The organism is Pontimicrobium sp. MEBiC06410, assembly GCF_053601615.1.
Genome location: NZ_JBSHNT010000145.1, coordinates 142576 through 164187, shown reverse-complemented (window position 1 = coordinate 164187; position 21612 = coordinate 142576). Strand labels below are relative to the sequence as shown.

Annotated in this window: 15 protein-coding genes; 6 read left to right on the top strand and 9 right to left on the bottom strand. The window is 32.1% G+C overall.

The window, feature by feature from the left end; genetic code table 11:
• Positions 1-123: 123 nt before the first annotated feature.
• On the top strand, positions 124-1896 hold the full coding sequence (gene dxs / locus ACVC08_RS06970; protein ID WP_452601512.1) for a 1-deoxy-D-xylulose-5-phosphate synthase: 1773 nt from the start codon (positions 124-126) through the stop codon (positions 1894-1896).
• 6 nt (positions 1897-1902) lie between these two features.
• Here the strand turns inward: dxs and dgt are convergent, their stop codons facing one another.
• From dgt to ACVC08_RS06945, 5 genes are all read right to left on the bottom strand, one after another.
• On the bottom strand, positions 1903-3243 hold the full coding sequence (dgt, locus tag ACVC08_RS06965; RefSeq protein ID WP_452601511.1) for a dGTP triphosphohydrolase: 1341 nt from the start codon (positions 3241-3243) through the stop codon (positions 1903-1905).
• A 44-nt stretch (positions 3244-3287) separates the two neighbouring features.
• Positions 3288-5156 carry a SulP family inorganic anion transporter gene (locus ACVC08_RS06960; protein WP_452601510.1) on the bottom strand — a complete coding sequence of 623 codons (1869 nt, stop codon included), beginning with the start codon at positions 5154-5156 and terminating at the stop codon, positions 3288-3290.
• A 38-nt stretch (positions 5157-5194) separates the two neighbouring features.
• Positions 5195-5863, bottom strand: a complete 669-nt coding sequence (locus ACVC08_RS06955; protein ID WP_452601509.1) for a DUF2490 domain-containing protein — start codon at positions 5861-5863, stop codon at positions 5195-5197.
• A 21-nt stretch (positions 5864-5884) separates the two neighbouring features.
• Complete coding sequence (locus ACVC08_RS06950) at positions 5885-6514, bottom strand: carbonic anhydrase family protein (protein WP_452601508.1); 630 nt, start codon at positions 6512-6514, stop codon at positions 5885-5887.
• A 141-nt stretch (positions 6515-6655) separates the two neighbouring features.
• The gene (locus tag ACVC08_RS06945; protein ID WP_452601507.1) at positions 6656-6907 is read right to left on the bottom strand and encodes a hypothetical protein; all 252 of its coding nucleotides are present in this window, start codon (positions 6905-6907) and stop codon (positions 6656-6658) included.
• Between the two features lie 271 nt (positions 6908-7178).
• On the opposite strand from ACVC08_RS06945, the gene ACVC08_RS06940 reads away from it, so the two are divergent.
• On the top strand, positions 7179-9983 hold the full coding sequence (locus ACVC08_RS06940) for a TonB-dependent receptor domain-containing protein (RefSeq protein ID WP_452601506.1): 2805 nt from the start codon (positions 7179-7181) through the stop codon (positions 9981-9983).
• A gap of 30 nt (positions 9984-10013) precedes the next feature.
• Positions 10014-11189 (top strand): multidrug transporter, encoded by a 1176-nt coding sequence (locus ACVC08_RS06935; RefSeq protein WP_452601505.1) that lies wholly within the window; start codon positions 10014-10016, stop codon positions 11187-11189.
• 78 nt (positions 11190-11267) lie between these two features.
• Here ACVC08_RS06935 and ACVC08_RS06930 read toward each other — a convergent pair whose 3' ends face one another.
• Complete coding sequence (locus ACVC08_RS06930) at positions 11268-11627, bottom strand: toxin-antitoxin system YwqK family antitoxin (protein WP_452601504.1); 360 nt, start codon at positions 11625-11627, stop codon at positions 11268-11270.
• Between the two features lie 394 nt (positions 11628-12021).
• Here ACVC08_RS06930 and ACVC08_RS06925 point away from each other — a divergent pair, with 394 nt between their 5' ends.
• Together ACVC08_RS06925 and ACVC08_RS06920 are read left to right on the top strand one after the other, a co-directional pair.
• Positions 12022-13227 carry a porin gene (locus ACVC08_RS06925; protein ID WP_452601503.1) on the top strand — a complete coding sequence of 402 codons (1206 nt, stop codon included), beginning with the start codon at positions 12022-12024 and terminating at the stop codon, positions 13225-13227.
• Between the two features lie 84 nt (positions 13228-13311).
• Complete coding sequence (locus tag ACVC08_RS06920; RefSeq protein WP_452601502.1) at positions 13312-15600, top strand: anion permease; 2289 nt, start codon at positions 13312-13314, stop codon at positions 15598-15600.
• Positions 15601-15932: 332 nt separating this feature from the next.
• Here the strand turns inward: ACVC08_RS06920 and chrA are convergent, their stop codons facing one another.
• Positions 15933-17054, bottom strand: a complete 1122-nt coding sequence (gene chrA / locus ACVC08_RS06915; RefSeq protein ID WP_452601501.1) for a chromate efflux transporter — start codon at positions 17052-17054, stop codon at positions 15933-15935.
• A gap of 389 nt (positions 17055-17443) precedes the next feature.
• On the opposite strand from chrA, the gene ACVC08_RS06910 reads away from it, so the two are divergent.
• Positions 17444-18298, top strand: a complete 855-nt coding sequence (locus ACVC08_RS06910; protein WP_452599445.1) for an OmpA/MotB family protein — start codon at positions 17444-17446, stop codon at positions 18296-18298.
• A 74-nt stretch (positions 18299-18372) separates the two neighbouring features.
• Here the strand turns inward: ACVC08_RS06910 and ACVC08_RS06905 are convergent, their stop codons facing one another.
• Together ACVC08_RS06905 and ACVC08_RS06900 are read right to left on the bottom strand one after the other, a co-directional pair.
• Positions 18373-18897 (bottom strand): RDD family protein, encoded by a 525-nt coding sequence (locus ACVC08_RS06905; protein ID WP_452599446.1) that lies wholly within the window; start codon positions 18895-18897, stop codon positions 18373-18375.
• A gap of 97 nt (positions 18898-18994) precedes the next feature.
• Positions 18995-21463 (bottom strand): ribonucleoside-diphosphate reductase subunit alpha, encoded by a 2469-nt coding sequence (locus ACVC08_RS06900; protein ID WP_452601500.1) that lies wholly within the window; start codon positions 21461-21463, stop codon positions 18995-18997.
• Between the last annotated feature and the right edge of the window lie 149 nt (positions 21464-21612).

Below are 21612 nucleotides of genomic sequence, written 5' to 3'. Positions count from 1 at the left end.
TTGGTAATGGTCTCAAATATAAGAAGCAACTTACAATTATTATAGCTTTTCTTTAACTTTATTGTCTAATTACGAACATTATACCTCTGATTTTAATAATTTTGTATTCTATTTAGCTACCTAATGACAAAATCCATATTAAACGTTTTAGAATCAATTGAATACCTTAAAACTATACCAAAAGATGATCTTCCTGAGTTAGCAAAAGAACTCCGTACATTTATTATTAATGCTGTGGCTGCAAAAGCAGGACATTTAGGGGCTAGTTTAGGTGTGGTTGAATTAACTATTGCTTTACATTATGTTTTTAACACACCGTACGATGAGCTTATATGGGATGTTGGACATCAAGCTTATGGACACAAAATTTTAACAGGAAGAAAAGACAATTTCGATACCAACAGGCAACTTCATGGCTTAAGTGGTTTTCCTAAACGTAGTGAAAGTAAATTTGATAGTTTTGGTGTAGGTCATTCTTCTACATCTATATCGGCAGCATTAGGTATGGCTATAGCATCTCAATTAAAGGGAGATGCTACAAAACAACATATTGCAGTTATAGGAGATGCTTCTATTGCCAGCGGAATGGCTTTTGAAGGGTTAAATCATGCTGGTGTTACCAATTGTAACTTACTAGTAATTTTAAATGATAACGCTATTGGTATAGATCCTAGCGTGGGAGCTTTAAAACAATATTTAACTAATGTAAAAAAGGGAACTCAAAAACAAGATAACATTTTCGAAGCGTTAAATTTTGATTATTCTGGTCCAATTGATGGTCATAATTTACCACAACTAATTACTGAGCTAGAGCGTTTAAAGCATATTAAAGGGCCTAAATTTTTACATATTATTACTACCAAAGGTAAGGGCTTACGACAAGCGGAAGAAAATCAAGTTACTTATCATGCTCCAGGAAAATTTGATGCAAAAACTGGAGATTTGTACATAAAACCAGACACTATAACGCCTCCTAAATATCAAGATGTTTTTGGACATACTATTGTTGATTTAGCAAAACAAAATAAAAATATTGTAGGTATTACTCCAGCTATGCCTACAGGTAGTTCTTTAAAATACATGATGGAAACAATACCAGATCGTGCATTCGATGTAGGTATAGCAGAACAGCATGCTGTTACCTTAGCGGCAGGAATGGCTACACAAGGATTAATACCGTTTTGTAATATCTATTCCACCTTTTTACAGCGTGCATACGACCAAGTAATACACGATGTCGCACTACAAAAACTCCCAGTTATTTTTTGTTTAGATCGTGCTGGATTGGTTGGTGAAGATGGTGCTACACATCATGGTGTTTTCGATATTAGTTATTTACGTTTAATACCTAACCTTATTATTTTTGCTCCAAGAAACGAAATAGAATTACGCAACATAATGTATACTGCACAACTTAGACTAGAGCTTCCTATTGCTATTCGATATCCTCGTGGTAAAGGGGTAACCATAAATTGGGAACAACCTTTTTCTAAAATTGAAATTGGTAAAGGGGTACAGCTTAAAAAAGGTAAAAATATAGCTGTTTTGTCTATTGGAACTATTTCAAAAAACATAACGGAAGCTATTAATAGCATTAAAAACAACGATACTATATCTCATTACGATATGAGATTTGTTAAGCCTTTAGATGAGTCTTTACTACATTCTATATTTAAATCTTATCATACAATTATTACTATTGAAGACGGATCTATTGCTGGCGGATTTGGAAGTTGTATTTTAGAATTTTCTGCAAAACATAATTATAAAAATGCCATTTATTTAAAAGGTATTCCTGACACTTTTATAGAACATGGTACTATAAACGAATTACAACAGTTTGTTGGTTTAGATCCTAAAAGCTTAGCACAGTTCATTTCTGAACTGATGCCTTAACATATTTTATATACTAAATCCCTTAATTTTCTTATAATTTAAAATAGCTTGACTGTCTGACAATAAGGATACGTAATGACATACATTTAATAAGCGTTCGTACAAATGTTCTTGTTGAATTTCTAATGTTTTTGGCAAGCCTTTTAAAATTAATTTATCGTAATTTGAGGCTGTGCCTTCATAACAGTTATTTACTGCCTTTGTATATACTTCTAACAACGTATTTATAACACCATATCCAGCTATTTCTTTATCTACAACTTCTATAGATTGGTATATTTTATCTATACTTAGCTTTATAATATCATTAATTTGCGCTTCGTACTTACTTTTATCCAACAGAGCTGTATCAAACGTTCCATTTAAAATAACATCTTCGTTAGCCATAAAAATATCCACAACTTCATTAATAAGTGTATTAATTGCTAATGCTCTTAAGTAACTTACTCGGTCTTGCGTATTGGTTAGCAGTCCATATTTTTTAGTGTTAATAGAGTCTCTAACTAAATTAATTAAATACTCTAAAGCAAACTCTTCTGGTATTAAACCTAGATTTATACCATCTTCAAAATCTATAATAGTATAACAAATATCGTCTGCTGCTTCTACTAAAAATGCCAGTGGGTGGCGCGAAAAACTTAAATGTTCTTTACTACGTTTAAGCATTCCTAACTCTTCGGCAACTGCAATAAAAGCCTCTTTATCGCTCTGAAAAAAACCATACTTTTTATCTGCTATGTGCGTGGTTGGCTTTTTAGGTAATGATTCTTTAGGATATTTAGTAAAAGCTCCTAATGTTGCATAGCTTAAACGGATGCCTCCTTCTCGCCCTTCTCTACTTTGTGTTACAATTTTAAAACCATTCGCATTTCCTTCAAAATCGCATAAATCTTGATATTCTTTTGGTTTTAATTCGGTTTTGTAGTTTTTACCTTTTCCAGAAATAAAAAACTCGCCAATTGCTTTCTCTCCAGAATGACCAAAAGGCGGGTTTCCTATATCGTGAGCCAATGCCGCAGCCGCTACAATAGCTCCAAAGTCATTAGCTTGATAACCATGCACAGTTTGTAATTGTGGATACTTTTCTAATATTCTTTTCCCTACGCGTCTACCTAAAGAACGCCCAACAACACTAACTTCTAAACTGTGTGTTAAACGTGTATGCACAAAATCTGTTTGCGACAATGGAATGACTTGTGTTTTATCTTGTAAGCTTCTAAATTCTGAAGAAAAAATAACACGGTCGTAATCGACCTCAAAACCTAATCGTGTTTCATCTTGTTCTTTTCTTAATCTTTTGTTAGTATCTCCAAAACGCTTTAATGAGAGTAATTGTTCCCAATTCATAGATATAATTTTACATGCGCAAGATACTTATTTTATAAAGTATTTCAATTAGAATCTATAGTTTCCTTATTTTCTTTGAACCAAGCCATACATGAATTAAAATTTTTAAAGATGTGTTCTTCTGAAATAAAATCTGGTATAATATCAATACGCTCCATCATGTAACGTGGTTGTTTTAATAAGTTTACAAAAACAACTTGAACATTTTTCTTTTTTAGGTCTTGCAGCATATCTTCCATAGCATACAACCCAGATTGATCCATATATTGCATACGTCCTAAACGCATAATTACCATTTTAGCTGTATCTGGTATTTGTGCCGCGAGTTGTTGGAAATCGCTAGTTGAACCAAAAAACAATGGCCCTTTTATATGTTTTATAAAAACTTCTTCTTTTAATTGTTCAGGAAAACCAATTTCATCTGGCCACGCTTCTTCTTTTAGTGGTTTAACATCAGAGCGCTCTGCAGAAATATCTCCAATTTTCTTCATAAACATCAGCGAAGCTATTACCAAACCAATTCCTACGGCATAAACTAGGTTCCAGAATGTTGATAATACTAACACTAGTAACATAATTAATACTTCTGAACTTAATTTAATAGGCCCAAAACTTATATCTTTTGGTAAACTTGGGATTGCTTTTAATCCTTTATAATCCATTACACCAATACCCACTGTTATTAAAATACCTGCTAAAACCGCAGCTGGAATTTTTGAAGCTACTGGTCCTAAGGCTAATAAAATAACTAACAACATAACTCCAGCAATCATACCAGAAAGCTTTGTTTTTCCTCCAGAATTTATATTAACTACCGTTCTAATAGTTGCTCCAGCACCAGGAATACCTCCAAATATTGCAGCGATAGAATTCCCTATTCCTTGCCCTACTAATTCTTTATTTGGCTTATGTTTAGTTTTAGTCATGTTATCTGCAACAACACTGGTTAATAAGGAATCTATGGCTCCTAATAATGCTAATGTTAAGGCTGTAAAAATATATGGCGTAATGTCATCTAATTTAAAGCTTGTAAACATTTCTAATTTTGGAATTGGGATGCCTCCAGGGATTTCTTGAATTGGCCTGTAATTTAGTTCAAACCCTACTGCTATTCCAGACATAACAACTAAAGCAACTAGAGTACTGGGTATTGCTTTTGTAATACGCTTAAACCCATATATAATTATTATGGTTCCTAATGCTAATAGTAATTCTAACCAATTAATATGCTGTAAAGCTCTTGGTAATATTTTTAAGGCTCCTAATGCTCCTGAAGCTTCTTTCGCTGCTAGAGTCTGAGATTCTTTATAAATACCTTCTTGCGTTATCTCTTCCGCCCTAGAAATAGTCTCTTTAAAATTTTCTAGTACTAATATACCTTCTCCTGCTTCTTCTTTTAAAATATTTTCTAGTATTACCTCTTCTGCTTGTGGTTTAAATTTAGAAACAAATTCTATATCTTCTTTAGGATAATACCCAATGGATGGTAAGATTTGTGTAAGTAATATAATAACCCCAATTGCTGTCATAAACCCAGACACAACTGGATATGGGATGTATCTAATATATTTTCCTAGCCCTATGAGCCCTAATCCTATTTGCATTAATCCTGCCAATAAAAAAACTAATAATATAGCTGGTAGCGCTTTATTTACATCTCCATCGTTAGCTGCTATAATTCCTGCAATAACAACCATACTAACGGCAGTCATTGGAGCTGTTGGACCAGAAATTTGTGTATCTGTACCACCAAATAGCGCAGCAAAAAAGCTAATAAAAATAGCTCCATATAATCCTGCTTCAGGCCCTAAACCAGAGGACACTCCAAATGCTAAAGCTAGTGGTAAGGCTACTATTCCAGCAGTGATACCACCAAAAGCGTCTCCTTTAATGTTTGAAAATAATTTTTTCATGTGTAATATTATATTGATTAATCCCCTTACAGTTTGCTTTAAAAAGTAAAAAATGTAATTATATTTAGTTGATCTCTTCCAGAGTTTTCAAAAAATTGATTCATGTACCCCAACTCGAACCTAAGGCTTTTATTTAACTTATACCCTACGCCTCCGTATAGTCTATTTCTATCAAAAACCGAAGATTTTGTATTTAAAAAGATTTCGTTGTAAGCTGAAAGGTATACTTTATAGTCTTGCTCTTCATTTAAACCTAAAGGATATTTTAGAGATAAAAAATAACGGAACCTCATTTTAAATTCAGACTCAACAAACCTTTGTTCAAATCGATAACGGTGTCCTAACTTTAATCGTCCTACAGACTGCTTAGTCGTAAATTGTTGAAAAATTCTATGCTCGTTTACAGAAACTTTATCATCCGTATCTCCAATGTAGTTTTCAGATAATATGTATCCATACCCAAGTAGAACATTGTTATTATTTTCAGATAAATTATAACCTACTCCTGTTCTTAAAAGTAATTGTTCTAAATCTCCTATGGCATCATAATTTCGGTACTGTACTTCATTATGTATATTCCATTTAGAGTTTAATTTTTTACCTCCTATATAAATAAGCCAATTACCAAAATCACTCTCTTGAGCGTTTGCTAATTTTGGTAACATAAATACTATTGATAATGCTATAACACCAAATACTTTTCTCATTTTAATTTAATATTTTTATTCTTAATTATAAAATGAAACTGCGCCTGTTTTAATATCGTACATTCCGCCTACAATATCGATATCTTTTTCTTTTTTCATTTGCGCTAAAACATCGCTCTCCTTTAAAATTCTATCTATTGTTAGCTCTACATTTTTCTTAGCAACATCATTTACGAACTCTATATTTTTTGAGTTTCTAAGGTTACTCTCTTCGGGTAAGCTTACAGCATTAACTGCTGGTTTTATTTTGTCTAACATTCCTGTTAAATTTCCTAGTTTAGCATTATCGCATGCTCCTTTTACAGCTCCACAACTTGTATGCCCTAAAACAACAATTAGTTTAGTTCCTGCTAATTTACAAGCAAATTCCATGCTTCCTAAAATATCTTCATTGACAAAATTTCCAGCTATTCTTACACTAAAGATATCTCCAAAGCCTTGGTCGAAAATCAGCTCAGAAGACACTCTAGAATCTATACAACTTAAAATAGTAGCAAATGGATATTGTCCTTTACTAGTATCTTCAACTTGTTCTAATAGATTTCTACTAGTTTTTAAGTTCTCTTGAAATCTTTTATTGCCTTCTTTTAAAACTTGTAATGATTTTTCTGGTGTCATTATCGCTTGCGACTCCTTTGTATGTGCTTTCATCTTTTTTATTATCGTTTTTTCAACTAAATCTATTAACTGATTATAGGGTTACATTTGTAATTAAAAAATATCTTGTATGACTTTATCTATAATTACCTTTCTATATTTTAAGCTAATTATAGATAAAATGCTAAAAGTAAATTATAGTTCTGGAGGAGGAGATATTAAATTAAGGTAAGGTTTCAGGTAATTTCTAAAATCCAAACCTAAGTATTCTATTTCGGTAGTTTCTAAAAAACAAATAGGTTCGTTTTTTACTTCAGAAAAAAGCTCCAATGTTTTAACATGTTCGCTTTCTATTTCGTCCTCTTCTTCCGATAAATCGTAAAAAACAGAAACGTCTATAGAGTCATCAATAACAGATATAATTGATGGTACAGTTATAATAACCATAAACAATATTGTAAAAAAAGTTGAAACTGGTTTTTTAATCATTTCTATTATTGGGTTCTACTACAAATATAACATTTAACAAGCACCAAAGTGTTAAAAAATTTCAAAAACACATGAACAACTCAATGTTAAGATAAGGTTTACAAATCTCTAAAAAAGTGTTTTTTTAATAACCTTAATCTAACATTTTAGTCACTCTTTTTTAACCTCTAATTAACCTAGTCTTTACACAACAACAGTTTCTTTGCATCGAGAAAATTTAACGAAAAAAATGAAACAACTTTTATTAACTACTGCTCTATTAATATCATTATTTTCCTTTGGTCAAGACACAGGAAGTGTTTTTGGTAAAATACTAGATAAAGAGTATGACAACGAGCCTTTAATAGAGTGTAATATTACAATTAAAGGAACTACTAAAGGATCTACCTCAGACTTTGATGGTTTATATACAATAAGCAACTTAGAAGCTGGGGATTATGTTGTTCAATTCACGTTTGTTGGTTACAAAACTCAAGAAATTCCTGTAACCATTTTAGCTGGGGAAAATAAAGAACTTAACATTACAATGGAAGCTAGTGCTGCTGCTTTAGATGAAGTTGTTTTACAAGGTACTACAAAACGAGAAAGTGAAACTGCTTTACTAATGGAACAGAAAAAAGCTGTAGAAATTAAGCAAAGTATTGGAGCAGATGAATTATCTAGAAAAGGCGTTAGTGATGCTGCTGGTGCGGTTGCTAAAATCTCTGGTGTATCTAAACAAGAAGGTTCTAGCAATGTTTATGTTCGTGGTTTGGGAGATCGCTATTTAAATACTACAATGAATGGTTTAGCATTACCTTCTAACGATGTTAACAAGAAAAATATAGATTTAAACCTTTTTAGCTCCGACGTTATTGAAAATGTTTCAATAAGTAAAGCTTATTCTTCTAAATTTTATGGTGATTTTGCAGCAGGAAATGTAGATATTACTTCTAAAAACTATAAAGGAAATGGGTTTTTCGACTTTTCTACAAGCACTGGTATTAACTCTAGAGCTGTTGGGCAAAACTTTGTAAGAAGTGAAGGCACAGGTTATTTTGGGTACTACGGTAGGTATGCACACAATCCTTTTGCTGTAATTGTTTCTCATGGTGTAGATCCAGTTGCTGTTAACTCGCCTATTAATGTTGGGTATGGTGCTTCTGCAGGAAAATCTTTTGAATTTGAAAACGGTTCCCGTTTAAGCTTATTTGCTACTGCTTCGTTTGAAAATGATTACGAATATAGAGCAGGAAGACAGACAGATTTCACTTCTATATTTAAAAAGATATTTCCAGAAACTGAAGAGTTTGAATATTCTACTACTACTACAGCAATGTTAAACGTTAACTATAGAATAGATGACAACAATAAATTAAAATTTAGTTCTTTATTTATAAACAGCTCTTCTGATCAAGTTGGATATTATGGAACTGGAGGAAACGGTTTTAACAGAGACTCGCAATCGCTAATAGATGACCAAATAGGATTCTACCAACAAAATGTTCAGTTTAATCAAGATTTAATTTATGTAAATCAAATATTAGGTAATCATAAGTTTGGAGATAAGTATGAATTAGATTGGGGGATTGGTTATAACAGAGTTAATGCTCACGAACCAGACAGAAAGCGTTTTAGTGTAGAAAACTACCAGTTAGCTTTAGATAATGACCCCAACACTAACCCAAGTTTCTTTAATAATGTAAACTTCGATAACCAACGTTATTTTCAAGATATTGAAGATGAAGAAATTAACAGTCGTATAAATCTAGCTTACACTATATCTGAAGATACTAAATTAAATTTTGGGGTTAATGGTCGTTCAAAAACACGTGATTTTGAAAATATCCGTTATGGGTTTGATGTAGATGACGACTATACTATTCCAAATGTAGCCAACCTAAACAGTTATTTTAATGTTGATAATATTAACTTAAACGGAGTACCTCTGGATGGTAGTGGTCTTTACGACATTAAAGTAATTAATGCAGCTGTTAGCGAATACGGTAACACAAATGCACCCGGAAAACCAGAAAATACATACAGCGGTAAATTAGAAGTCTACTCTGGCTATGCCAATGCAGAATTAAAATTTGGAGATAAATGGTTAATTGTTCCTGGAGCAAGAGTAGAATCTTTTAAGCAAAGTATTACATACGATGTTATAAACTTACCTGCAAACGAACCTGGTTATAGAGAAACAAGCAATGTATTCTTTCTACCAAGTTTAAGTATTAAATATGCTTTAAACGAAGATCAAAACTTACGTTTTTCTGCAAGTAAAACAGTTTCTAACCCAGAGTTTAAAGAAATGGCTCCTTTTGTTTACGAAGGTGTAACACAACGTATTGGTGGTAACCCAGATTTATTAAACGATCCATCCTTTTCTAGTGTATACAATGTAGATTTTAAATACGAATGGTTTGTAAGCCGCTCAGAAATAGTCTCTGTTGCAGCATTTGGAAAACAAATTAACGACCCAATAAACCTAGTTATTGCAAATGATGCAACTGGAACTCAACGTTATTTTAGAACTGGAGACAAAGCAACCATACTAGGTTTTGAAGTTGAATTAAGAAAAGCCTTAATTAAAAACGAAGATGAAGATGCTACACTATCTGCAGGATTTAATGCGACATACATGCATACAAAACAAGATTTAAGAAGCTCAACAGGCTTATATTCATCTACTTTAGATAGAACCGATAAATTACAAGGAGCCTCTCCTTTAATTATTAATGCAGATTTAAGTTACACCCCAACATTTGGTAAAAACTTTAAACCAACAGCAAACTTAGTATTCTCATATTTCTCAGACAGAATTGCCGCTTTAGGTTCTGGTCAACTAGGAAATATTATTGAAAAAGGGATACCTACAATAGATTTTGTTTGGAAAAATAAAATCAATGAAAAAATCGAACTTAATTTTAGTGCTAAAAACTTATTAGACCCAAGTATAGAGCGTGTTAGAGAAAACACATCTTTTGGAGATGTTACACTTTCTGAATACAAGAGGGGGATTGACTTAGGACTACAATTAAAATATAAATTCTAAACAACAACATTAAACTAAAAATTAAAAACTATGAAACGTAATTTATTATTAAGCTTAGCTGCAGCAGCAATGCTTTTTACAGGATGTTCTACAGATGACACATCAGACGTTGTATTAAACGTAAACAATGGCGGTGGTAATGGCGGTGGAGCTACTGGAAACACAATTTCTGGAACATACACTAGCGATTTAACACTAGAAGCTGGAACTGAGTACACTTTAAACGGTTCTTTAATTATGGCCACTGGAACAACATTAACAATTCCTGCTGGTACAACTATTAAAGCTCTAGCACAAGGATCTGATGTATATATTGCAATTTCTCAAGGCGCAACTATTAACGCAATGGGTACAGCTTCTAACCCTATTGTATTAACGTCTAATGCTTCAAATCCTCAAGCAGGAGATTGGGGTGGTTTAATTGTATTAGGTAAAGCACCTATTAATTCTGTTTCTGGTAGTTCTACTTCTACGTCAGAAATTGCAAGTTTACCATACGGAGGAACAGAAGCTGGTGACGATTCTGGAAGCATTCGCTACATGAGAATTGAATACTCTGGAGGATCGGCAGATGGACAATCTGAAAACAATGGTTTCTCTTTCTACGGTGTTGGCAATGGTACTTTAGTAGAGTACATACAAGCTTTTGAGGGTAAAGATGACGGTATCGAGTTTTTTGGAGGAACAGTAAATGTAAATTATGTATCTGTTGTAAACGCACAAGATGATTCTATAGACTGGACAGAAGGTTACACAGGAACAATTACAAATGCTTATGTAAAGCATGGAGCTGACCACGATAAAGGTGTTGAAGCTGATGGATACAACACAGATATAGGTAACAATTCTAGCCCTATTTTTTGGTCTAAGCCTACTGTAAACAACTTAACTATTATTGGTAATGGTTCTACAACAGGTAATGAGGCCATTCGTTTAAGAGCTGGAACTCAAGGTATTTTCAATAATGTATCTATTCAAGGTTTTGCTGAAGGTTTTGACTTAGATGGAGACCAAGGTGATTCTCCAACTGGTGCTGGTGTTATAAGTGACGATTTACAAGTAACCGATGTTTTATTTACAGATGTTACTCTAAAAATGAAAAACGATACTGGTAGTACTTTCACTATAGATGATTTTATCTCTGGAGACGGAAACGGTACTGCAACTGATTATGCTACATGGGGTTCTGGATGGACTGCTCAATAAAACAATACACTAAAAACATAAAAAAGCTTTCTTAAATTTAAGAAAGCTTTTTTATGTTTTTAATTTTAATGTAATACTCTAATTATTATCGGCGACAGGGGTTTTAACCTCCCATTCGCTAACACTAGCTATCGCATTATTATCATAATCTACTTCTTTAAGAGTGGTATCTTTCCAGAAAAACCACTTGCCGACTTTTTTACCATTATCATAATTTGCAGAAACTTGTTTCTTGCCTTCTGTGTTATAACTAAGCCACTCTCCTTGTAATTTACCATCTAAAGTATAAGTACCTGTTTGACTTACAACTCCATTGTCATGATAATAAACAACTTCAATTAAATTTGTGTCTTTGTTAAGTTTTAAATCTCGCTTGTCTTGAGCATAAGATACCACAGCAATTAAAAAGGCAATTGAAAATAAAATTGTTTTCTTCATAATTATGGGTTTTAACATTATACTTCAAATATACATATTAGATAACATTTAAACAACTATTACGTAACATTAATTTAACATAGGGGTTGTAAAAAACTGATTTCTAGTTAAATACTATTATTTAATTATTAAAAAAGCCTTAATAATTACTTAATATTAGCATTACATTAAGTTTAATTACATTAATCATCTTTGCAATGTCTTAAGACAAAACAATTAGTATTTCATATAATCTATTAGTTTTTGTCGACTACATTATTATGATTTCTAATGAGACTGCCTAAGGCCAAGGCAGTCTTTATTTGTTCTTAAACACTACTCAAAATTAATCATTTGGAAACATTAAGTTAACATTAGAGTTAGTTATTTGCAGCGACAAAAACTAATATTTATAATGAAACTTAAAATTACGCTTACAGCATTTTTATTGTGTGCATTTTTATCTATAGGTGCACAAGAAATTAGTGATACTTCTTTTGGAAAAGGGCTAATTAACTTTACAGCTAAAGATAGTTCTTTTAGTGTAAAATTTGCGCCACGTTTTCAGGTGCGTTCTATGTCTTCATGGGATCATGACGGAAACCAATATGGTAGCCCCGATCATAATTTTATTGTACGTAGAGCACGTTTAAAATTTGATGGTTTTGCTTACAGCCCAAAATTAAAATATAAAATAGAGTTAGGATTATCTAACAGAGATATTTCTGGAGCTAATCAATTTAACAGAAATACGCCTCGTTACATTCTAGATGCAGTACTAATGTGGAACTTTGCAAAAAATTGGGAGCTTTGGGCTGGACAGACAAAATTACCAGGAAACGTAGAACGTGTAGTGTCTTCAGCAAACCTACAATTAATTGATCGTTCTTTACTAAACAGTCGTTTTAATATAGACCGAGATTTAGGCATTCAGTTACGTCACAAATCTAATTTAGGAGGAAACTTCTTAATGCGTGAAAAACTAGCCATTTCTCAAGGAGAAGGTCGAAATGTAACTGAAGGAAATGAGGGTGGTTTACAATATACAGCCCGTTTAGAATTTTTACCTTTCGGAAAATTTAAATCTAAAGGAGATTATGTACAATCTGCAATTAAAAAAGAAGAAACACCTAAATTAATGGTAGGTTTTACATATAATTATAATCAAGATGCTGTAAGAGAACGTGGTTTTGCAGGAGATTATATGATAAGAGCTGATGGTTCTATTTATGAAACAGATCAAACCACTATTTTTGCGGATGCTATGTTTAAATACAAAGGTTTTTCTTTTATGGGGGAATATGCTAAACGTACCGCGGATGATGAGATTGCAACAGAAATAGATGGTATTACTCCTACAGGAGATATTGTATTAACTGGAAATGCTTTAAATCTACAAGCTGGGTATTTATTTAAAAACAACTACGAAATAGCGGCACGTTATACAACTGTAGATTATGAAATAGTTACAGGACAGTTACCAACAGATCAATACACTTTAGGCGTAAACAAGTTTATAGTTGGCCATAAATTAAAAGTACAGAGTGATCTAAGTTACACTACTGTAGATGGAAACGAAGACAATATTACTTTTAGATTAGGATTCGATATCCACTTCTAAACAAGTTAGCTAAAACATAACATTGAGATAACATTACACTCAATAACACTACAGATATTTGCAAACTTATTTTAATTAAAAATTATGGATAGTATTTATTTATTTATGTTAATTGCCATTACAATCTTAGCCATTGCTGATATTGTGGTTGGCGTTAGTAATGATGCCATTAATTTCTTAAACTCGGCTATTGGCTCTAAAGCACTTTCTATGCGAACTATTATGATTGTAGCTAGTTTAGGTATTTTTATTGGAGCCGTTTTTTCTAGCGGTATGATGGAAGTGGCTCGTAAAGGTATTTTTGTGCCTGCCATGTTCAATTTTGAAGAGATTATGTACATTTTTATGGCTGTAATGATTACAGACATATTATTATTAGATTTCTTTAATACTATTGGCCTACCAACTTCTACAACAGTTTCTATTGTATTTAACTTATTAGGGGCTGCAGTTGTGATGTCATTAATAAAAATTACATCATCAGATACTCAAACATTATCCGACTTAGGTAGTTATATTAATACAGAAAAAGCGATCAAAATTATTAGCGGTATCGTCATGTCTGTATTTATAGCCTTTACGGTTGGTGCAATAGTACAATGGCTTTCACGATTAATATTTACATTCCAATATGAAAATAAAATTAAGAATTTTGGTGTTTTATTTGGAGCAGTATGCTTAACTTCCATAACTTACTTTATATTCTTAAAAGGATTAAAAGGGACCCCTTATTATAAAGATTTAAAAGGCCTTGTTGAAGGTAATGAAATCTTCATTATTCTTGGAAGTTTTCTTTTATGGTTAGGTGTTTCTTATGCTTTTCAAGCTATTACAAAAAAAACAATACTATTAGTTGTTATAGCAGTTGGTACTTTTGGTTTAGCTTTAGCGTTTTCAGGAAATGATTTAGTAAACTTTATTGGTGTACCAATGGCAGCTTATCACTCATACGAAGCAATGCAAGATGCTTTTTTAACTTCTGGGACTTTACCTGCAGATTTTTCCATGGCAGTTTTAGATAAAAAAGTACCTGCAGAACCTTTATTACTATTTATTGCAGGAGCTATCATGGTATTAACATTATGGTTCTCTAAAAAGGCAAAAACTGTTGCAGAGACAGAATTAAGTTTGTCTCGCCAAGGGGATACACATGAAAAGTTTGAGCCAAATATGTTATCTAGAGGTGTTGTTAAAGGTACATCATGGTTGTCTGATGTACTTAGTACTATTATACCTAAATCTACACAAGAAAGTATAGGAAAAAGTTTTGAAAAACCCGATGTAGTATTAACAAAAGATCAAAGTATAGACGCTCCAGCTTTTGATATGATTAGAGCTTCTGTTAACTTAATGGTTGCTGGTGTCTTAATTGCTATTGCCACTTCATTAAAATTACCTTTATCTACTACTTATGTAACGTTTATGGTAGCCATGGGTACTTCATTTGCAGATCGCGCATGGGGTAGAGAAAGTGCTGTATATAGAGTTGCAGGCGTTTTAAATGTAATTGGTGGATGGTTTGGTACTGCTATAGGCGCTTTTGTAGCTGCTGGTTTTGTAGTGTTTCTAGTACAAGCTAATCCTAAAGTAATGACACCTATATTATTATTATTAACAGTAATATTATTAGTTAGAAACTACTTATCTCATAAAAATAGTTCTAATAAAGCAATTGACGAGGATAGCTTAACAACATCTGAAGAGAGTAGTTCTGTACAAGGTGTTATTCATGAAAGTGCTAAAAACATAGCAAGTGTTGTAAAACGAGGAAACAGAATTTATACTAACGCAATTACTGGTTTAGCCAAACAAGATTTATCATCTCTTAAAAAGAATAAAAAGCAAGTTATTAAACTCTCTGAAGAGGTAGATAATTTACGTGATAACATTTTCTATTTCATTAAAAATTTAGATGAATCAAGTGTTGGTGCTAGTAATTTTTATATTAATATATTAGGGTATTTACAAGACATGACACAATCTTTAGAATACATTTCTAAAGCAAGTCATAAACATATTAACAATAACCATAAAAAACTTAAGTTTAGCCAAGTTAAAGAGTTAAAAGAAGTTGATGATATGTTAGAAGCCTTATTTAATGATATAAAAGAAGCTTTCGATTCTCGCTCTTTTGAAGAAATTGGAGCTATTTTATTTCGTAAAAAAGAAGTATTAGATTTAGTAACATCAAAAATTGTAAAACAAGTTGCGCGTACTAGAACAGAAGAATCTAGCCCAAAGAATACAACACTTTACTTTGGGTTGTTATTAGAAACTAAAGATTTATTAAATGCAACCATGAATTTACTAGAGGAATACCATAATGCTCACGATAGCGATGTTACTCCTGCTACAGTAAAGGAAGAAGAATAGGGATTATATTCTATTTTAAATACAATGAAGCCTCATAATACAAATTATGAGGCTTCTTCTTTTCTTATTAATATACTTTATCAAAATAGGCTAATCCACTTAAAAAACTATTACACGTAGAGAAAATAGCCTTTATCTACTTTGTATTGCTATTTTTAACTTGAAGAAAATTACATTACTTACACTTATAATATAAGAAGGAAGTTTAGAGGATTATACATCCCGCTGTTTAAATAATATAAGCTACAGCCATAGTAACTGTAACCAAACATATTATATTTAAATCCTTTTAAAAAGAAAATAGGATGTATCTACAATTAAAACAAGTCTAGTTAAAAGAAACTAAAAAGGTAACCTAGTACTGCCCCAATAACAATAGTCCAAATAGGGCCTATTTTAGTTCCAAAAAATAGGTAAGAAGCACTTAAAGCAATGACTATAGTTTCCCAGCTTATTAAAGTTTCTTTAGTCATTATTATAAGTACAGCTAGCATAACGGCTACAGCTGCAACATTTACTGCATCTAAAAAGTAACGTAATATTTTAGATTTCCTCATTTTAGGTATAAAAGGGTTAAGTAGTAATACAAATAAAAATGAAGGCAAAAAAACACCTGTTGTAGCTGCTATTGCTCCCCATATTCCTGACAATTGATAACCAATAAACGTAGATGTTGATAGTACTGGACCTGGTGTAAATTGACCTACAGCAATAGCATCTATTAATTCAACCCTTGTTAACCATCCTTTTGTTACTAGTTCTGCATCTAAATATGCAAAAAGCACATAACCACTACCGTATAAAATAGCACCCACTTTTAAGAATACCAAAAATACATTAAGAGCAGAAATTTTAGCTAATGAGCTTCCTAACCCTAAGGACAGAAATAAAGGAGAAACAGTATTTAGTTTAGCTGTTGCTCTATCTTTAATGTAAAAATACAATGTTCCTAAAACTCCTGCAGATAATAGTGCGACCACTTCGTTAACACCTAATAAACTAGCTATTAATACTAATACTCCTATAACCATTAGTTCTTTAGTTTTAATAGCCTTTTTACCAAGCTTAATTACTGCAGAAGCAATAATAGCTAGTACAGCAGGTTTTATACCTAAAACAAAAGGAGTAACTTCTGGTAACTGGCCATATTCTACATATAAGTATGCTAATATACCAGTAATAATAACTGCTGGAAAAATAAATGCTATTCCTGCTACAAATAGCCCAACTTTTCCTGCACGTTCATGTCCACAATGCATCGTCATTTCTGTAGAGTTAGGTCCTGGAATTAAATTGGTAGTCCCTATTAAGTCTAAAAAGTAATCTCTAGTCATCCATTTACGTTTTACTACAACTTCATTTTCCATCATCGCTATATGAGCTGCTGGCCCTCCTAAAGCAAAACATCCTAATTTAAAAAATACTAATGCTACTTCTTTAAGCTTCTTATCCATTTTTAAATATTTACTATCATTTTAGACTAAAATTAATCTCATCATCAAATTTGTGAAAAAAAAACAAGATCATGAAATTAAGTCTATAAAATACTATAGATTATATCTGTATATTTTCAAGTTAGCGTTTAAGCTTAATACACAAATAAATATGCCTTTTTAAGCGAAAAAATATTTAGTTATTTTAAATTATATAATACTCATTTAACGCTTTTTATGCATTACATTTATTAAAAAAAAGAAATTTACACCTATTAATTCTCTTTCTTTTTGGCTTATTTTAATCTGCTTTAACTTTTAATTTTAACTAAATTTATAATACTAATAGTTATTAAGAAACATCTATAATCATAATTCCTCCGTATTTATAGAAAACAAAAAGACATATTATGAGAATTATTTCAATGACATTAGTTTCTTTATTAATATTTACATCTTGTGTTTCAAAAAAGAAATACTTGGCTTTAGAGCAAGAAAAAGGTGAATTAACTAATGAACTTACCAAAACTCGAGTAGAAAAAGAAGATCTAGAAAACAAGTTTTCTATTATAGAGGCTAGAGTTAATCAATACAATTCAAAAATTAATTCTTTAACTGAAAACGTTGAGGGTTTAAAGTTAGAAAACGATACTAAATTTGCTGTCTCAGAAGACGGTACATTAGCATCTAACCTTACTAAACAAAGAATGCGAGAAACATTAACTCAAGTAGATCCGCATGTACTAAATCAAGCTAAAACATTAAAAGATTCTATGAATTTAGCTATAGATTATCACCTAAATCGTACTATAGATACCAGTTCTTTAAATGAAGACGAAGACATTAGTGTAGATATTAATGAAACTGTAGTTATGATTTCTATTTCGGACAAAATGCTTTTTAACAGTGGTAGTTATAGGTTAAATCCTAAAGCTAATACTATTTTACAAAAATTAGCAGATGTTATTAATTCTGAGCCTAGTATAGATGTTATGGTTGAAGGGCATACAGATTCTAGAAGTATTAATACAGATAAAATTGCAGATAATTGGGATTTAAGTGTTCTTAGAGCTACATCTGTGGTTAGAAAGCTACAGAAAGATTATGGCGTGGCTCCTGAAAAACTAATTGCTTCTGGCCGTAGTAGCTACCAACCTTTAACAGATAACGATACTAGAGAAGGGCGCTCTAAAAATAGACGTACGCGTATTATAATACTTCCTAATATTAATAAGTTTTTTGCTTTGATGGCTTCAACAGATTAGTATTAGTCCATATATATACAAAAAGCATCCTAAATTTAGGATGCTTTTTATTTATAAGTTTTATGTAAAACTTATTAATCTTCTACATATTTTCCTATTTGATCTAGATTATTAGCTGACTCTTTCTTGGCATTAAATAGTTTCTCATCAACAACATAAGTATTGGATATAGAATCATGCCAACCTCTTCCTTGTGCTCCTAAAAAAGAAAACTGATCGAATGGTATAATTCTACACAAACTCCTTTTAATTAAATCTCCAGTTTTTGGCATAGCACCATCCTCCATAACAACTCTTGTCTTTGTTACATATTTACCTACAGATTTTCCTTTAAGTACTGTTTCCATAATAAAGTAGCATAGCGCAAGAACCAACCCTGTGATTAACCTATCTAATAATGGATTTATCTCGTTAGTCTCATTTAAAAAATTATCCATTGTTGTTGTATCTGTAGCATACGAATAATAGAAGTATCCAAAAAGCATAAACCCTCCAAAAAGCACTGCTAATATTACAATAAGATCTATAATGTAATTAGCAAAACGGCTCCCTTTACTAGCATATAAATCTGGGGTTACTTTAAAATTTGTTTTATTCATGGTTTTATTTTAGTTAGTAATAGTATTTCTGAAAAAAGCACCCTAAAATAGGATGCTTTTATAACACTTAAATTAATTTTAAAAAGCAGCTATTCGCTTAAGATCCACACATTAAGCAATCGTCTCCTTCTGCAGCTTTTGCTTGCTCTATTAAAGCTTTCATTTCTTCTGGACTCATTGGCTCTACATCTATCGCTTCTTTTGCAAATTTAGCTGCAGTATTAGCTGCTTTTTGTTGCTTTTGTTCTACAATAGTTTGCTGTGCATCTAGAGATTTAGCTACTGGCTCTGTTTTTTTAGACTTTTCTACAGTAAATTTAATTGCATCTACCGCACTCTTAGTACGTAAATAATACATACCCGTTTTTAAGCCACTTTTCCAAGCATAAAAATGCATTGATGTTAACTTAGCCATAGTAGCTCCTTCTAAGAATAAGTTTAAAGATTGTGATTGATCTATAAAGTATCCTCGTTGACGAGACATATCTATAATATCTTTCATACTTAATTCCCAAACGGTTTTGTATAGGTCTTTTATATCTTGAGGTATAACATCTACATTTTGAACAGATCCATTAGCTCTCATTATTTCGTTCTTTAAACCATCATTCCAAAGCCCTAATTCTACTAAATCTTCTAATAAATGCTTGTTTACAACAATAAATTCTCCAGATAATACTCGGCGTGTATAAATGTTAGATGTGTATGGTTCAAAACACTCATTATTTCCTAGAATTTGAGAGGTTGATGCTGTTGGCATTGGTGCGACTAATAATGAATTACGTACACCATGTTTAAGTACTTGTTTACGCAATTTATCCCAATTCCAAAGTCCGCTTAATTCTTCATCTTTTATTCCCCATAGGTTATATTGAAATTCTCCTTTACTTATTGGAGAGCCCTCATATGTTTCGTATGGCCCATCTGCTTTAGCTTCTTCCATTGATGCTGTAACAGCTGCAAAGTATAAGGTTTCAAAAATATCTTTATTTAGTTTTTTAGCCTCATCACTTGTAAAAGGCATTCTAAGCTTAATAAATGTATCTGCCAATCCTTGTACTCCCAGACCTACTGGTCTGTGGCGCATATTAGAGTTTTTAGCTTCTTCTACTGGATAGTAGTTTCTATCTATTACTCTATTTAAGTTTTTAGTTACGCGTTTTGTAATTCTAAATAACTCTTTATGGTCGAACACTCCGTTTTTAACAAACATTGGCAATGCAATAGATGCTAAATTACATACAGCCACCTCATCTGGAGAAGTGTACTCCATAATCTCTGTACATAGGTTTGATGAACGGATAGTTCCTAAATTCTTTTGATTAGATTTACGGTTTGCTGCATCCTTGTACAACATGTATGGTGTACCCGTTTCTATTTGAGATTCTAATATTTTCTCCCAAAGCTCACGCGCCTTAATTGTTTTACGTCCTTTTCCTGCTGCTTCGTAACCTGTATAAAGTGCTTCAAATTCTTCACTATGTACATCGCACAATCCTGGACATTCATTAGGGCACATTAGTGTCCAATTTCCATCTTCTTGTACACGCTTCATGAATAAATCTGGCATCCACATAGCATAAAATAAATCTCTTGCACGCATTTCTTCTTTTCCGTGGTTCTTTTTAAGATCTAGGAAATCGAAAATATCTGCATGCCAAGGTTCTATATACATTGCAAAACTTCCTTTACGCTTTCCGCCTCCTTGATCTACATAACGTGCTGTATCGTTAAATACTTGTAGCATTGGCACAATACCATTACTAGTTCCATTTGTTCCAGCTATATAACTTCCTGTTGCACGAATATTGTGTATAGATAAGCCTATTCCTCCGGCAGATTGCGATATTCTTGCTGTTTGTTTTAATGTATCGTATATACCATCTATACTGTCTTCTTTCATTGTTAATAAGAAACATGAAGACATTTGTGGTTTTGGTGTTCCTGAGTTAAATAATGTTGGCGTAGCGTGTGTAAAATACTTTTTAGACATTAATTCGTACGTTTCTATGGCTGCATCTAAATCGTTTAAATGTATTCCTATAGAAACACGCATTAACATGTGTTGCGGTCTTTCGGCTATTTTCCCGTTTAATTTTAAAAGGTAAGAGCGTTCTAAGGTTTTAAATCCAAAGTAATCGTAACCAAAATCTCTATTATAGATTATTGTAGAATCTAATCTATCTTTATTTTCCATAATAACATTGTATACATCGTCTGCTAAAAGTGGTGCATCTTTACCAGTTCTAGGATTTACGTAAGTATACAAATCTTGCATAACTTCACTAAAAGTTTTCTTTGTGTTTTTATGTAAGTTAGAAACAGATATACGTGCTGCCAAACGCGCATAATCTGGGTGAGCAGTCGTCATTGTTGCCGCTACTTCTGCTGCTAAATTATCTAGCTCACTAGTTGTTACTCCATCATATAATCCTTCAATTACACGCATAGCAACTTTTAATGGGTCTACAAGTTCGTTTAAACCATAACATAGTTTACGAATTCTAGCAGTAATTTTGTCGAACATTATTTGTTCTTTTCTTCCGTCTCTTTTAATTACAAACATACTTTACACTTTTTTTAGTTTTTCTGAATCGCCCATTCAGAAAAAGGGTTAGTTGGTTATTCTAAATTTATAACGTGCTATTTGGGAGCAAATTATAATTCCAGTTAATGAATTATTTTAATTACGCTAGCCAGTTTCCATTTAGCACA

Bases quoted from the DNA above. Each gene is read 5' to 3' on its own strand.
- dxs (WP_452601512.1), top strand. From the start codon at position 124: ATGACAAAATCCATATTAAACGTTTTAGAATCAATTGAATACCTTAAA.
- dgt (WP_452601511.1), bottom strand. From the start codon at position 3,243: ATGAATTGGGAACAATTACTCTCATTAAAGCGTTTTGGAGATACTAAC.
- ACVC08_RS06960 (WP_452601510.1), bottom strand. From the start codon at position 5,156: ATGAAAAAATTATTTTCAAACATTAAAGGAGACGCTTTTGGTGGTATC.
- ACVC08_RS06955 (WP_452601509.1), bottom strand. From the start codon at position 5,863: ATGAGAAAAGTATTTGGTGTTATAGCATTATCAATAGTATTTATGTTA.
- ACVC08_RS06950 (WP_452601508.1), bottom strand. From the start codon at position 6,514: ATGAAAGCACATACAAAGGAGTCGCAAGCGATAATGACACCAGAAAAA.
- ACVC08_RS06945 (WP_452601507.1), bottom strand. From the start codon at position 6,907: ATGGTTATTATAACTGTACCATCAATTATATCTGTTATTGATGACTCT.
- ACVC08_RS06940 (WP_452601506.1), top strand. From the start codon at position 7,179: ATGAAACAACTTTTATTAACTACTGCTCTATTAATATCATTATTTTCC.
- ACVC08_RS06935 (WP_452601505.1), top strand. From the start codon at position 10,014: ATGAAACGTAATTTATTATTAAGCTTAGCTGCAGCAGCAATGCTTTTT.
- ACVC08_RS06930 (WP_452601504.1), bottom strand. From the start codon at position 11,627: ATGAAGAAAACAATTTTATTTTCAATTGCCTTTTTAATTGCTGTGGTA.
- ACVC08_RS06925 (WP_452601503.1), top strand. From the start codon at position 12,022: ATGAAACTTAAAATTACGCTTACAGCATTTTTATTGTGTGCATTTTTA.
- ACVC08_RS06920 (WP_452601502.1), top strand. From the start codon at position 13,312: ATGGATAGTATTTATTTATTTATGTTAATTGCCATTACAATCTTAGCC.
- chrA (WP_452601501.1), bottom strand. From the start codon at position 17,054: ATGGATAAGAAGCTTAAAGAAGTAGCATTAGTATTTTTTAAATTAGGA.
- ACVC08_RS06910 (WP_452599445.1), top strand. From the start codon at position 17,444: ATGAGAATTATTTCAATGACATTAGTTTCTTTATTAATATTTACATCT.
- ACVC08_RS06905 (WP_452599446.1), bottom strand. From the start codon at position 18,897: ATGAATAAAACAAATTTTAAAGTAACCCCAGATTTATATGCTAGTAAA.
- ACVC08_RS06900 (WP_452601500.1), bottom strand. From the start codon at position 21,463: ATGTTTGTAATTAAAAGAGACGGAAGAAAAGAACAAATAATGTTCGAC.